The sequence below is a fragment of the Cupriavidus numazuensis genome (assembly GCF_905397435.1).
Lineage (GTDB): Bacteria > Pseudomonadota > Gammaproteobacteria > Burkholderiales > Burkholderiaceae > Cupriavidus > Cupriavidus numazuensis.
Map to the genome: position 1 here is coordinate 85,676 of NZ_CAJPVI010000031.1, position 13,999 is coordinate 99,674.

10 protein-coding genes are annotated in these 13,999 nt (G+C 58.3%); 5 read left to right on the plus strand and 5 right to left on the minus strand.

The features are described from left to right. Nucleotides 1-20: 20 nt before the first annotated feature. The 4 genes from pyk to KHO41_RS23440 form a co-directional block, all read right to left on the minus strand. Nucleotides 21-1,451, minus strand: coding sequence for a pyruvate kinase (gene pyk / locus KHO41_RS23425; RefSeq protein WP_211955696.1), 1,431 nt, complete (start codon nucleotides 1,449-1,451; stop codon nucleotides 21-23). A 423-nt stretch (nucleotides 1,452-1,874) separates the two neighbouring features. Next, complete coding sequence (locus KHO41_RS23430; RefSeq protein ID WP_211955667.1) at nucleotides 1,875-2,828, minus strand: D-2-hydroxyacid dehydrogenase; 954 nt, start codon at nucleotides 2,826-2,828, stop codon at nucleotides 1,875-1,877. Between the two features lie 2 nt (nucleotides 2,829-2,830). After that, a complete protein-coding gene (tkt, locus tag KHO41_RS23435) occupies nucleotides 2,831-4,828 on the minus strand; it encodes a transketolase (RefSeq protein WP_211955668.1) in 1,998 nt (665 codons plus the stop codon). Nucleotides 4,829-4,989: 161 nt separating this feature from the next. Next, on the minus strand, nucleotides 4,990-5,877 hold the full coding sequence (locus KHO41_RS23440; RefSeq protein ID WP_211955669.1) for a LysR substrate-binding domain-containing protein: 888 nt from the start codon (nucleotides 5,875-5,877) through the stop codon (nucleotides 4,990-4,992). A gap of 212 nt (nucleotides 5,878-6,089) precedes the next feature. On the opposite strand from KHO41_RS23440, the gene KHO41_RS23445 reads away from it, so the two are divergent. Continuing rightward, a complete protein-coding gene (locus tag KHO41_RS23445) occupies nucleotides 6,090-7,388 on the plus strand; it encodes a glycerate kinase type-2 family protein (RefSeq protein ID WP_211955697.1) in 1,299 nt (432 codons plus the stop codon). A gap of 78 nt (nucleotides 7,389-7,466) precedes the next feature. Here KHO41_RS23445 and KHO41_RS23450 read toward each other — a convergent pair whose 3' ends face one another. Next, the gene (locus KHO41_RS23450) at nucleotides 7,467-8,375 is read right to left on the minus strand and encodes a LysR substrate-binding domain-containing protein (protein WP_211955670.1); all 909 of its coding nucleotides are present in this window, start codon (nucleotides 8,373-8,375) and stop codon (nucleotides 7,467-7,469) included. A gap of 721 nt (nucleotides 8,376-9,096) precedes the next feature. Between KHO41_RS23450 and KHO41_RS23455 the strand changes: the two genes are divergently transcribed. The 4 genes from KHO41_RS23455 (at nucleotide 9,097) to KHO41_RS23470 (ending at nucleotide 13,812) form a co-directional block, all read left to right on the plus strand. After that, nucleotides 9,097-9,942: an alpha/beta fold hydrolase gene (locus KHO41_RS23455; RefSeq protein WP_211955671.1), complete on the plus strand. Its 846-nt coding sequence runs from the start codon at nucleotides 9,097-9,099 to the stop codon at nucleotides 9,940-9,942. A 46-nt stretch (nucleotides 9,943-9,988) separates the two neighbouring features. Beyond that, nucleotides 9,989-11,005 (plus strand): TRAP transporter substrate-binding protein, encoded by a 1,017-nt coding sequence (locus tag KHO41_RS23460; RefSeq protein WP_211955672.1) that lies wholly within the window; start codon nucleotides 9,989-9,991, stop codon nucleotides 11,003-11,005. 22 nt (nucleotides 11,006-11,027) lie between these two features. Next, nucleotides 11,028-12,887: a TRAP transporter large permease gene (locus KHO41_RS23465; protein WP_211955673.1), complete on the plus strand. Its 1,860-nt coding sequence runs from the start codon at nucleotides 11,028-11,030 to the stop codon at nucleotides 12,885-12,887. Nucleotides 12,888-13,110: 223 nt separating this feature from the next. Beyond that, complete coding sequence (locus KHO41_RS23470; RefSeq protein ID WP_211955674.1) at nucleotides 13,111-13,812, plus strand: GntR family transcriptional regulator; 702 nt, start codon at nucleotides 13,111-13,113, stop codon at nucleotides 13,810-13,812. The last annotated feature ends 187 nt before the right edge of the window (nucleotides 13,813-13,999 follow it).

Consider the following 13,999-nt stretch of genomic DNA (forward strand, 5'->3'; position numbering starts at 1 on the left):
ATGGCCCGCCGCCAGCAGCTTTACTTCGGCTGGCTTTGCGTTGGGAGCACGAATCGCAAAAAGTTCGTGGAACCCGGCGTTCCAAACGGCATTCCGGCCACAATCGCGAATGGACGAGATTCCGGTTCGAATCCTTCCGCACGAACGACGTCGGTGGCATGCTGAACCATGTCCTCGACGCTCTTTGCGTCATCGCCATGGACAGCATGAACGCCCCACACGACCGCCAACCGGCGCGCGGTCTCGATTTTGGGAGTCATGCCGACGATGGGCACGTTGGGGCGTTCGTGGGCAACGCGCAGAGCGCTGGAGCCAGACAGCGTGTATGTCACGCAAGCCGACAGCGGCAGGATGTCTGCTGCTGTGCGAATGGCCGCGCCAATGGCATCCGGGGCATCAGCGCGCCGAGTTGCGGCAATGGCGCCCATGGTGTCTCGCTGCAGTCGGTCCCGTTCAGTATTTCGGATGATTCGAGACATCATCTGAACTGCTTCAACGGGATAGTCTCCGCTGGCCGACTCGGCCGACAGCATCACGGCATCGACACCATCGTACACAGCAGTCGCGACGTCTGATGCCTCGGCTCGGGTAGGCGCAGGCGAACTAACCATCGAATCGAGCATCTGCGTCGCTACCACGATGGGCTTGCCAGCTTCGCGACAGAGTCGGGTCAGACGCTTCTGAATTGCCGGTACTTCTTCCGGAGGCATTTCGACCCCCAAGTCGCCCCGTGCAACCATAATCGCGTCGGTCGCAGCGACAATCGCCTCGATGTCAGTAATGGCGGCAGGCTTTTCAATCTTCGCCATAATCCCGACGCCTGAGCCGACAATTTCCCGGAGTTCTTCGATGTCGCGAGCCGTCTGAACAAAGGACAATGCCACCCAGTCGACGCCGAGTTGGAGCCCGAACTTCAGGTCTCGATGGTCCTTCTCCGTCAACGCCGACAGTTGCAGAGCACAGTCAGGGACATTCACGCCCTTTCTATCGGAAACCTTGCCGCCCGTTTCAACTACCGTCTCGGCGAAATCCGGGCCGCAAGAAGTCACCCGAAGGCGGACGCGGCCGTCATCAATGAGCAGTGCGTTGCCTGGCGACAGTGCCTCAAAGATTTCGGGATGGGGTAGCTGTGCGACTTGCCAGTTGCCGACCACAGGGGCCAGTTGAAGGCGAAACTCTTGTCCGGCATTGAGCTTTACGGGGCCGTCGCCAAACGTGCCAAGCCGCAGCTTCGGACCCTGCAAATCCAACAGCACGCCGATAGGCCTGCCCACGACGGACTCCACCTCCCGAATCACGCGAAGGCGCGCCGCATGGTCTTCATGCGTGCCATGACTGAAGTTCAGGCGAAAGGTATCCGCGCCTGCTTGGACCAGTTGCAGAATCTTTTCTGCATCCGACGAAGCAGGACCCAAAGTTGCCACAATCTTTGTATGGCGCTCGCGGCGCAGGCTCATGAAAATCTCCGATGCTGATACTGCAACGCCCGGCGTTCAGGGCGAAAGCTCCGACTCACGTTGCCGGCCTCTGATGCGTCAATGTAGAGAGGCGGCGGAGTATGCGTCGACACGATAAGGACGGCGAAGAATTGGCAACGCACGTCCGACTAATAGAAAGGGGACGTGGCCGGATTTGGGCGCGCGTCCTAAACCACCGAGAAAAAGAAACCTGAAGAGAGGAGAACTCTTCCGCGGTGGGGAAATGGTTAAGTGCCTGGCATGATGGTCTAATGGTATGATGAGTAGACCTAGTCGGCAAGTGGTCCCTAGGGAGGGTTAACCCGAGACTGACTTCATGGGGAAGGCGCTGGCTCCTCGGGCCAGCGAGTTCACGCGTCCGCTTCGGAATTCGCCAACGGACGCGTGCTATAGGGGTCAGCCCACTTGATTGACGGGCTTGCCGGCGACGAACGACTCGATGTTGTCCACCAACTGGTCCGCCAGACCTTGAGTCGCTTCTTCGCTTGCCCAGGCCACGTGCGGGGTAAGGATGAAGTCCGGACGCTCCAGCAAGGCATTGAACGGATGATTTGGCGGGGGCGGTTCCACACTAACCACGTCGAACGCCGCCCCGGAGATGTGGCCCGCATCGAGCGCGGGTCCCACAGCCGACTCATCAACGAGACCGCCACGGGCCGTATTAATCAGAAGCGGCTTGCGCGACATCAGTGCAAACTCGTTGGCACCAATCAGGTTGCGAGTCGACGGCATCAGCGGACAGTGAAGCGTGACAATGTCCGACTTAGCGAGGACATCTTCGAACGGCGTGTACAGCGGGCCCATATCGTTCCGACCCTTGTACGTCGAGAAGAGGACATTCATGCCCAATGCCCGGCCCATTGTGGCGACCGACTGCCCAAGGACGCCATCGCCAATGATGCCGAGCGTCGAGCCGGCCAAGTCGCGGATGGGGTAGTCGAAGAAGCAGAACTGGCCGGATTCCTGCCACCGTCCCCTGCGGACGGCATCCTGGTAAGCCGTGATGCTGCGACGAAGGGCAAAAATCAATGCGAAAGTGTGCTCGGGAACGGTGTGAATCGCGTAGTTCCGAATGTTGCTGACAACGATGCCCCGCGCGGAACAGGCACGCACATCCACGTTGTCGTAGCCGGTTGCTGCCACGGCGACGAGTTTCAGTCGCGGCGCATCTGCGATGGCGCCCGCGGTCAGCTTCGACTTGTTCAGGACAACGATGCCGGCATCCGCGATGCGGGCCGGGACATCCTCTGGCGCCGTGTATTCGAACACCTGGAGGGTGTGCGGGAAGTTCGGCGTCCGTAGGATGGTTTTCGGGGGAAGAGTCGCGCTGTCGAGAAAAACGATTTTCATGATTACTTGGCTCCAGCAGTTTCAAGGAGACGCTGGGCTTCAAGAACCACTGCGTCAGGCGTGATGTTGAAAAGGCGATAGAGAGCGTCAGCTGGGCCAGGCGCTCCAAAGCCCTTCATCCCGACAAATCCACCATCAATTCCCAAATATTGGTCCCAGCCATACCTCAGCGCGGCTTCAATACCAATCCGCACTCCGTCCCTGCCAAGGACAGCAGCCTTGTACGCGGCGTCCTGAGCATCGAAGAGTTCCCAGCAAGGCAGCGAGACGACTGCCGTGGCGATGCCGAGCGCTTCCAGTCGCCTCTGCGCTTCGAGCGCAATCGCTACTTCGGAGCCAGTTGCCAAAAGCGTGACCTGGCGCTTGCTGCGCGATGCCTCGGAGAGTACGTAGCCGCCTTTCCGGCTGAGATTTTCTTCAGTGTGGGCTTGACGCACGCGGGGCAGCTTCTGGCGCGCAAACACCATGCTGACCGGGCCAGTACGATGCGCCATCGCGGTCTCCCAGCACTCTGCGGCTTCGGTCGCGTCCGCGGGACGCATGACAAGCATGTTTGGCATGGCGCGCAGCGAGGCCAGAATCTCAACCGGCTGGTGAGTGGGGCCGTTCTTGCCGATGCCAATGGAGTCGTGGCTGAAGACGAACTTCACCGGCAGACCCATGAGCGCGGCCATCCGCATTGCGGGGCGCTCATAATCAGAGAAAGCAAGGTACGTGACGCTGAGTGGCAAAATCCCGCCATGTGCGGCCATGCCGTTGGCCATGGCGCCCATCAGGTGCTCGCGGACGCCACAATGGACGTACGAGCCGCTCCGATTGGTTGCTGTGAACGCCTGCAGCGGTCCCTTATGGCCTGTCGGCGCTTCCAAGTCTGCACATCCAACCATGCGCTCGGGCATTATCTCGGCAAGCGCTTGGTTGATAGCTCCGGAAATCTGGATGCCGCCAGGGAACTCGTCGGAGTCAAAGCACTTTCGCTTGAAGTCGTGCAGGACTTGCTCCCAACCCGCAGGCAATTCGCCACGCATAATGCGTTCGAACTCGGCCCGCTTTTCCGCCGGAAGAGCCGCCACGCGGGCCTTCCAGTCCTCATAGGTGTTCTGGTTGCGTGCACCGAAGCCGCGCCAACCCGAGAGGATGTTTTCCGGGATTTCGAACTGGCCATGCGGCCAATTGAGCAGCTCGCGAGCGGCCTTGGCGTCCTCTTCGTACAGGCGGGCACTATGGCCGCCGCGTTGGCCCTGCACGCGCGGAATGCCTTTGCCAATGACTGTACGGCACGCAATCATCGAAGGGCGCGGGTCAGCTTTGGCCAACTCAAGCGCTTCGGAAACGTCAGCGATGTTATGTCCGTCGACTTCCACGACTTGCCAGCCGGCGACTCGGAACCGTTCCGCGACGTTCTCACTAATGGAGAGTTCGGTCTTGCCATCGTCCGTAATCTGGTTGTCGTCCCACAGCAGCGTGAGCTTCGACAACTTCAGGTGACCGGCCAGCGAAATCATCTCTTGGCCGATGCCCTCTTGCAGGCAACCGTCGCCGACGAAGGCGTAAGTGCGGTGGTTGACGAGGTCATCACCGAAGCGGGCATTAAGGAAGGCTTCAGCGACGGCCATACCAAATGCATTCGCGATGCCCTGGCCGAGAGGTCCAGTAGTGACCTCGATACCAAGCTTGGGGTCGTACTCGGGATGGCCGGCACAGTGGGAGCCTAGTTCGCGGAAGCTCTTCACCTGGTCAAGTGTAATGTGCTCGTAGCCGGTCAGACACAGCAGGGAGTACAGCAGCATCGAACCGTGACCGTTAGAGAGAACGACACGGTCGCGGTCCCACCAAGTGGGGTCTTGCGGGTTGAATTTGAGTTGTTTGGCGTAGAGAGCGGTGGCAATCTCGGCCATGCCTAGGGGCACGCCTTGGTGCCCCTCAGTTGCGCGGACAATCGCGTCGATGGACAGAAAGCGAATGGCGTGCGCCAGTGGCTGAAGTTCATGTGCGGTCATAGCTTTATGCACGCCGAGCGGACTTACTCGGCCGCTTTGTCTCCGTTGTAGTTTGTCGGAAGAGGACTTAATTCTTCGCGACAGTCTCTACGTGAGGCAAGCGATGAAAATTCAGGGATTATTGAATGCGTGTCATGTAAGGAGTTGGCGGCCGAGGAAAGTCATTCCGCGCCGGTGAGACGGCTTTCCTCACGCAACCATTCGAGGAAGCTAACCACCTCCGGGCGCGCTGCGTGCCGAGCAGGATAGACGACATGGTGCTGCACGATATCGAGGCCAAGCTCCTCATCAAACACGCGGCAAAGACGCCCGGCCTTAAGGTGCTCCGCTGCTAGCTTTGTGCTCTCAAGCGCAATCCCAAGGCCTTGGACTGCCGCATCAATACTCATCATGGAGCGGTCAAAGCGAAGCGGAATCCTCTCAGCATGCAAGTCCGGAGCGTAGTCCGCGAACCACTCCGGCCACTGTACGAGACTAATACGAGACTGAATAAGGGGAACTTGGACCAGGTCTTCAGGAGACTGAACCGGGTGTCGGCTAAGGAAATCCGGGCTGGCAAGAGGAACAACCCGCTCCGAGAAAACCGGCTCGACTTCCAAATCCGGCCAGTTGGGCAGACCGTAACGGATGTCGACATCGACCTGCCCAATTTCGAAGTCCGAGTGCTCAGGGGAAGCCGATAGTCCTAGCGAGATTTCTGGATGGCGACGCGCAAAGTTCGCGATTCTGGGCATCAGCCATAGGCTGGCAAAACTAGGACTGGAGTGAATGTAGAGCGAGTCCTGGACACCGTGTCGCAAGTCTTCGGTGGCGGAGTTGATGGCGCCAAGCGCACCGGCGACGCGTGAGAGATAGGTCTGCCCCGCGGGCGTCAGTTCCACGCCCCGCGTGGAGCGCTCGAAAAGCCTTAGCCCAATCAGCTTTTCCAATCGGGCCACCTGATGACTAACTGCCGACGGCGTCAGATGCAGTTCTGTCGCGGCAAGGGCAAAGCTCTTGCGGCGTGCAATGGCCTCAAAAGCGAGTAGAGACGTCAGGGGAGGAATCATGGCAGCCAGCTGGTAAAGGCGGTGTTGCGATGCAGCATGCAGGGGCGTAAAGAATGCGTGACATTTTATCGTTTGCCGGACGGATTGCTGTAACCCAGAATCACTGCGCTCGCAGCCAGATTCCCTTCACCCGGTATGTTGGCGTTGCCGCGCTTGGTGGTCCCAGTTCACCTGGTAGTGCCGCGTTTCTCACCTTCCGTGTTCCCCAATCTATGAACGACCCGCGAGATTTCCTTCAACGACTGTTCGACAGCGCGGTCCGCAGCGCCCAACCGGCAGCTGTACTCGCCGAGTATCTGCCAAAGCCGCCGCGTGGCCGCACCATTGTGGTGGGGGCTGGCAAGGCCAGCGGTGCGATGGCGCGGGTATTCGATTCCTTGTGGCCGGCCGGCGCGCCTCTCGAGGGCTTGGTGGTGACGCGCTATGGCCATACACCGCCGCGCGAGTCCGACGCGCCACAAAGAATCGAGATTGTCGAGGCAGCCCATCCGGTGCCAGATGAAGCAGGGCGAGTCGCCGCAGGGCGCATGCTGGAGATGGTGAAAGGGCTGACCGCAGACGACCTTGTCGTTTGTCTAATCTCCGGGGGCGGCTCGTCGCTGCTGACACTCCCAGCTGAAGGCCTGGATTTCGCCGACAAGCAGCGCATCAACCAACAGTTGTTGCTATCGGGCGCCAACATTTCGGAGATGAACTGCGTCCGGAAACATATGTCATCCATTAAAGGTGGCCGACTTGCTGCCGCCTGCAGTCCGGCAAAGGTTGTCACGTTGGCTATCAGCGATGTTCCCGGCGACGACGTTTCGACCATTGCCAGCGGTCCAACGGTGGCTGACGACAGTACGTGCGAGCAAGCCCTAGAAATCCTACGTCGCTACGGCATTGCAGTCCCCCTTGCGACCGAAGAGGCATTAAGGTCCGGCTCCTTGGAGACTCCGAAGCAGGGTGACCCCTGTTTTGATGGAAATGAGACCTATCTGATTGCGACGCCACAACGTTCGCTGGAGGCGGCCGCTGAGGCGGCGAACGCCGCCGGCGTCAATGCTTATATTCTCTCCGACGAGGTTGAGGGGGAGTCGCGCGATGTTGGGATGGTGCATGCGGCGCTAGCACGTTCCGTCGCCAAGCGAGGCGAGCCCTTCCCGCGCCCCTGCGTCATCCTGTCGGGAGGTGAGACCACAGTTACCGTGCGTCCTCGAGAGCCGGGACAGGTCAAGGGAAAAGGCGGGCGAGCCGGTGAATTCTGTATGGGTCTCGCGCAGGCACTGCAGGGATGTCCTGGAATCTGGGCACTGGCGGCAGACACCGATGGCATAGACGGCGTTGAGGACAATGCTGGTGCCTTCGTGACTCCTGACACCCTAATCCGAGGCTTGGTTGCCGGGCACAAACTTGCGGACCATCTGAACCGCAACGATTCTTATGGATACTTCAGTGCCATTGACGACTTGCTCATTACAGGGCCGACATACACAAACGTGAATGATTTCCGCGCCATCTTGATAGCCTAGTGAATGCACGGGTCGGCGTCTGACGGGATACAGCTTCCCTGACCTGAAGTAAATCGAGGGGTGGTGACTCGTCGAACGTCAGCCGCTATTCAGACTTGGACTTTCTGCCAGTGCTTGCATGAGCCACTCCCGGAATAGACGCATTTTCGGGAGGTGGCCCCGACTGGAGAGGTAGTTCAGGCTATGGCATTCGATGCGAGGGCCCTCTTTGCCGAAGGGAAGTACGAGACTGCCCGATGCAAGCTGCCGCTCCACCAGCAGCATACTTTCCAAGCACACGCCCAAACTATCGATTGCCGCAAAAATCGACATGAACGAACGGTCGAAGCGTGGCCCTCGCTCTAAGTTCAGTTGCACGCCCGGATGGTCGGCTTCCCAATTTCGCCACGTGTAGAGGTTCACCTCCGAATGGATAAGCATCTGTTGTGAAAGGTCAGTGGGGCTCCGAAGCCCCGGGTCCCCTTCGACTAGATTCGGTGAGCAAAGAGCCACGATAGGCTCGGGCGGAAACATCTCCGTCTCTATTCCTGCTCGTGCTAGTCCCGCCCCATAGCGAATATCAAAGTCCACCATGCCGTCCTCAAGGTCGACCTTTTCGCCCGAGGCGGTAATCCGCACGTCTACGTCTGGGTACATCGTCGTGAAGCGCGCGATTCTTGGCATCAACCACTGGGCGCCAAGGCTGGGCACAACGTGAACGTTAATAAGGTCACTCTTTCCGGCCCGGGAAATCTCTTGAACGCCTGATTCGATTTGACCAAAGGCATCTCCGACGTTCTTTGCAAACTTCCGTCCCGCGTCTGTGAGGATGACAGAGCGGTGAATGCGATGGAACAGTTGAATCCCGAGAAGCCGTTCCAGGTCCCGGATACGGTGACTCACGGCGGACGGCGTCAAATGAAGCTCTTCCGCCGCGCGGATGAACGAGCCCAAGCGGGACGCCGCTTCAAAGGCTTGGAGGGTTGCCAGGGGGGGAATTTTGCGCACAGCAAGAACGAACTCACATCACCGATAGAGCCTTTTAATTCTGTTCCGTGCATGCGTCAAGGCGAATTGCGAACCCATGTGCACCTACGGGTAAACAACTACTCTTCCAGAGGTGCGGTCTTGTTCGCACGCCTGCCTTGACGGATATCTCTGCCACTTCCCCTTCAGTTTGCACTTCTTTGCATATAAGTGCCTGCAGAACACCACGTTGTGCAGGGCGCAAGGGGCCAAAAGGCGAGGAAGCGTAGGAAGCACTACATCTGCGCTGGCTTGCCAACCAGCCCCCTCGTTGAGGATTGGAAAGGTGAACCCAGTTCACTCATACACGGTTTTTATTCGCTTGACCGCATCATTCCCGTGAACCAACATACCATCACCGGGCCACGCAAGGCCCTATAAATAGAAGCACGTCCACCGCCGTCGTGCTCTGGAGACAACATGAAAAAGTCGAAACGCTTTTCCAAATTTCTAGCGCGAAATTGAGCTTTATTTAAAGCGAGATATTCACGCGCGAAGTCTATTTCTCATTTTTTTGAGTCGTCGCGTGGTTCTGGAAGCGGCGCGCCGCGAGAACGTTGCGACGCGGTTTTCCAGGTTGCCTTTATGTCTTCCCTGCTGTCAGTGGCCAGGGCAAGGGGCGATGGGATGACTCTGCTGTTCTGTGCCACTTCGCGGCTGTGCCACACGCCAACGCCAGACCGCTGCCTTCTAAGGAAATGAAATGACCCAAGTTACAAGTCACTACGCCGACCTGGATGATGTCACCCTGCACTACCTCAAGGCAGGCGAGGGGTTTCCGGTTGTACTGCTGCACGGCATCCCGCAGACTTCGTATGAATGGCGTTTCATTATTCCGGAGCTCACCAAGAAGTACTCCGTGATTGCTCCGGACCTGCGCGGCCTCGGCGATTCCTCCAGGCCTGGCTCCGGCTACGACAAGAAGACGGTCTCCAACGACGTCTGGCAACTGCTGCAGAAGCTGAACATCAAGGAATTCTTCCTGGTTGGCCATGACTGGGGTGGTCCGACTGCATTCTCGCTGGCCGCTCAACATCGGGAGGCGGTGCGCAAGCTCGCAATTCTTGACGTAGCGATTCCGGGCGATGGGCACGATTTTTCCCAGAACGGCCGCCGTTGGCACCACGCGCTGTTCCGCACCCCCGACTTCCCAGAGGTGCTGTTCCAAGACCGTGAACACCTGATTCTCAACTGGCTGTTCGAAAACTACGGTCATCGTCCGACTTGCATTTCCGAGGAAGACAAGAAGGAGTATCTGCGCACCTACACCAAGCCCGGTGCCATGCGCGCGATGTACTCCTTCTACCGCGCATTGCCCCAGGATAACGAAGACAACAAGGCAATGCTGGAGGCCAACGGCAAGCTCAAGATGCCGGTCCTCGCGCTCGGGGGAAGCAAGAGCTTCGGTCGCGGCATGGACACGATTGAATCCGTGAAGCGCGTTGCAGAGGACGTCCGTGGCGGCTTGATTCCTGACTGCGGCCACTGGGTCACCGAGGAACAGCCGGAATTCATCTCGCAGGAACTGATGAAGTTCTTCGGCGAGTGAAGGTTACGGTTGTGTAAAGCGATATAGAACGAAGTAAGGAGACAACATGGTCAATTCCACCCGTCGCAGGCTCGTGCTCACTGGAGCAGCGGCCGCCGGTGCCTCAATGGCGTTCCCGGGCCTCGTCTTCGGCCAGGCAAAGTTCAAGCTGAAGTGCGCGAACATCATGCCGGTCGACCATCCTCTGAACGTTCGCCTGCGAGAGGCGAGCGCAAAAATCAAGGAGCAGACCAACGGTGCGGTAGACATCCAAGTCTTCCCGGCAAGCCAGTTGGGAACGGATGCTGACATGCTCGCGCAGTTGCGCGCGGGTGGCATTGACCTGTTCGTCCAGACTGGACTCGTCCTGGCGACGCTCGTTCCGGTTGCATCTATCAATGGCATCGGATTCGCCTTCTCTGATTACAGCAAGGTATGGGCTGCAATGGACGGTGCATTGGGCAAGCACGTTATCAATGCCTTCTCCAAGGCAAACCTTATCGCCTTCGACAAGATGTGGGATAACGGCTTCCGCCAGACCTTGTCCTCAAACAAAGCCATTCGCACGCCGGACGACATCAAAGCCTTCAAGATTCGCGTTCCCCCGAGCCCGCTGTGGACTTCCATGTTCAAGGCCATCGGCGCCTCGCCGGTTTCCATCCCTTGGGGCGAAACGTATTCCGCGCTTCAGACGAAAGTCGCTGACGGGTTGGAGAACCCCCTCGCTGGCATCTACTTCGCGAAGATGTATGAGGTGGGCAAGTACATCTCGAACACCAACCACATGTGGGATGGTTTCTGGATGGTCGCCAATCGACGCTCCTTCGAGTCTATGCCGGCCGCGACGCGAGACATCATTACGAAGGTGATGAATGACAGCGCATTGCAGCAACGCGCTGACGTGGAGACGCTGAATAAGGAACTCAAGGCGAATCTAACGGCAAAGGGAATCCAGTTCTCTGACGTCGACACCAATGCGTTCCGTGCCAAGTTGCAGCAATCCGGCTTTTACGCTGACTGGCGCAAGCGGATGGGCGACGAGGCCTGGGGGTTGCTCGAAGCAACAGCTGGCAAGCTGGCGTAATCCGCCAATAGTGAGGTTTGCGATGGAAACTCTATCATCGACTATTCCCATGGGGCGTCGAACTTTTGCCGATTCGTGTGAGCATGTCCTGCTTCGCTGCGTGGAAATCGTGGCATCGACTATTCTCGTTGCGGAAATCGGCATTCTTTTCACAGGCGTGATTGCGCGCTATGTTCTCAACACGCCGATTACTTGGTCCGACGAATTAGCCTCGATTCTCTTCATCTGGCTGTCGATGCTTGGTGCGTCCATCGCATTCCAGCGCGGACAGCACATGCGTATGACGGCGTTGGTCGGGCGTGCGAACTCGCGCAATCGACGAGTACTCGAAACCATTGCACTGGCGGTACCGTTGGCGTTCATGGTTGCGATTCTGCATCCGGCGATTGATTACGCAATGGAAGAGGCCATTGTGACGACGCCTGCGTTGGAGATTTCCAACCTGTGGCGTGCCGCGGCGCTGCCCACCGGCGTAGCTCTTATGATTGTCTTCGCTGCATTCCGGATTTTTAAGGAAGGGATGTTTCGCAGCATGCTCATCGCTGCGGTCGTCGCGATAGCGGTCTACGGGTTGCTGACGGTGGCCAAGCCAATCTTTACCGACTTCGGGAATTGGAATCTGCTGATTTTCTTCGTTGGGATGATTGGCCTCGGTGTGGCCCTCGGGGTACCAATCGCGTTTGTGTTCGCCCTGTCGGCGCTGGCGTATGTTTTCACATCAACGTCCACACCGACCATCGTTCTCGCGGGCCGACTGGACGAGGGGATGAGCCACCTTATCCTGCTGGCGGTGCCGCTCTTCGTGTTCCTGGGATTGCAGATTGAGTCGAACGGGATGGCGCGAGCTATGGTGGGCTTCCTGGCCACGCTGCTCGGACATGTTCGGGGAGGCTTGTCATACGTGCTGGTTGGGGCCATGTATCTGGTTTCCGGCATTTCGGGCTCGAAGACTGCGGATATGGCAGCGGTTGCGCCGGCACTCTTCCCGGAGATGCAGCAGCGCGGTGCCAAGCCCGGTGACCTTGTCGCGCTATTGGCCGCAACGGGCGCGCAGACTGAAACGATTCCTCCCAGCATCGTGCTGATTACGATTGGTTCTGTGACGGGGGTTTCAATTTCGGCCTTGTTCACCGGTGGGCTGCTACCAGGCGTTGTGCTCGGCATCACGCTGTGCACTGTGGTGTGGTGGCGCTACAAGAATGAAGACCTGTCCTCTGTCAAGAAGACGCCAAAGTCTGAGATTGCGAAGGCGTTCATCGTGGCACTGCCTGCTCTTGCACTCCCGTTCGTGATTCGGTCGGCCGTGGTAGAGGGGATGGCCACTGCAACCGAAGTCTCGACGATTGGCATCATCTATTCGCTGGTTGTTGGTGCGATTGTGTATCGCCATTTCGACATCAAGCGGTTGGGCCAGATGCTGGTAGAGACTGTCTCGCTGTCCGGGGCAATCCTTTTCATCATCGGCGCTGCTACTGCAGTTGCCTGGTCGCTAACGCAGTCAGGCTTCTCGCAGGACTTGGCGGCACTGATGAGTAGCCTTCCGGGTGGGCCGGCCATGTTCATCGCGGTCTCCATCGTCGCCTTTGTGATTCTTGGCAGCGTCCTGGAGGGCATTCCGGCGATTGTTCTCTTTGCACCGCTCGTTTTCCCAATTGCGAAAAGCCTCGGTGTGAATGAGGTGCACTATGCAATGATTGTCGTGCTGGCGATGGGCATGGGACTGTTCATGCCGCCGGTGGGCGTTGGCTACTATGCTGCCTGCGCGGTGGGACGAGTGGAGCCAAGTGAAGGACTTCGACCCATCTGGGGCTACATGATTGCCCTCTTCGTGGGGCTAGTGCTGGTCGCAACGATTCCTTGGTTGTCGATTGGCTTCCTCTAAATAGCGTTGTTGTCTCTTCGCAGCCTCTATCCGCGCGGTAGAGGCTTTTTTTTGTTGAAGGCCGGGTGCAGGCTGGGATGCCAGAGACATGGCATTGATTTGCTGAAGCTTCTCATCGGTGCGTCGACGTACAATAGGGATACGTTAATGTATGCATTGACATTAAGTGCCTTATGCGTATCTTTATGTCGGTGTTTTCCGTTCTGTCGGGTGGGAGGCAAGCATGGTTTCTTCGCGCAAAGAGCGCGCTCGCGTCGAGGAGGTTGAGTCGCTGACAATGCCGGAAGCTGCGTACCGGAAGGTCCGCGACAACATTCTCGAAAACCGCTGGCCGCCGGGCTTCCAAGCCACCGAGCAGGAGGTAGCGAGTCAACTCGAAATGAGTCGAACTCCTGTGCGCGAGGCGCTGCTGCGATTGCAGCAAGAAGGACTCGTGGAGGTCGTGCCACGCCACGGTGTGCGCGTTCTTCCAGTGTCGCCGGCCGACATGAAGGAAATCTACGAGGTACTGACCTCACTCGAGTCAACCGCTGCTGAACTTGCCGCCGCGAGGCGCTTGAGTTCGGAGGAGCTACGACCCTTGGAGGAGGCGTCAGATGCAATGGACTCCGCGCTGAAGCGCGACGACCTGGATGCGTGGGCGCAGGCGGACGAAGCTTTTCACGCGCAACTGCTCAGCCTCAGTGGCAATCGAATGCTTAAGCAAATGGTGCTCAATACGTGGGACAGAGCACACCGAGCACGGATGGTGACGCTTCGTCTAAGAGCCAAGCCAGTTCATTCGACGCGTGAGCATAGGGACCTTCTGAAGGCCATCCGAAAAGGAGACCCGGAGGCGGCACGCGAGGTGCAACGTGCGCACCGCGAGCGCGCGGGAAAGGAACTTCTCGACTTGCTGCAAAAACTCGGACTCCAGCATTTGTAGGGTATGGAGGGCGGCCTCCGGCTTTCGCACCGGTGTCGAGATTTAGACCAGCGTGATAGCACGCTGGTCCAAATTCTGCACCACAGCGAGTGTATGCCGGTCCGCACCTTGGTCCCTGCTCATGGAGTTCCGCCACGTATTCGAGAGCTAGTTTGCCCCGAACATGGTGGCGTTACGTCATAGTTCT

Excerpts from the sequence above, each read along its gene's own strand:
- KHO41_RS23430 (WP_211955667.1), bottom strand. The coding sequence starts at position 2,828 with ATGAAAATCGTTTTTCTCGACAGCGCGACTCTTCCCCCGAAAACCATC.
- tkt (WP_211955668.1), bottom strand. The coding sequence starts at position 4,828 with ATGACCGCACATGAACTTCAGCCACTGGCGCACGCCATTCGCTTTCTG.
- KHO41_RS23440 (WP_211955669.1), bottom strand. The coding sequence starts at position 5,877 with ATGATTCCTCCCCTGACGTCTCTACTCGCTTTTGAGGCCATTGCACGC.
- KHO41_RS23445 (WP_211955697.1), top strand. The coding sequence starts at position 6,090 with ATGAACGACCCGCGAGATTTCCTTCAACGACTGTTCGACAGCGCGGTC.
- KHO41_RS23455 (WP_211955671.1), top strand. The coding sequence starts at position 9,097 with ATGACCCAAGTTACAAGTCACTACGCCGACCTGGATGATGTCACCCTG.
- KHO41_RS23460 (WP_211955672.1), top strand. The coding sequence starts at position 9,989 with ATGGTCAATTCCACCCGTCGCAGGCTCGTGCTCACTGGAGCAGCGGCC.
- KHO41_RS23465 (WP_211955673.1), top strand. The coding sequence starts at position 11,028 with ATGGAAACTCTATCATCGACTATTCCCATGGGGCGTCGAACTTTTGCC.
- KHO41_RS23470 (WP_211955674.1), top strand. The coding sequence starts at position 13,111 with ATGGTTTCTTCGCGCAAAGAGCGCGCTCGCGTCGAGGAGGTTGAGTCG.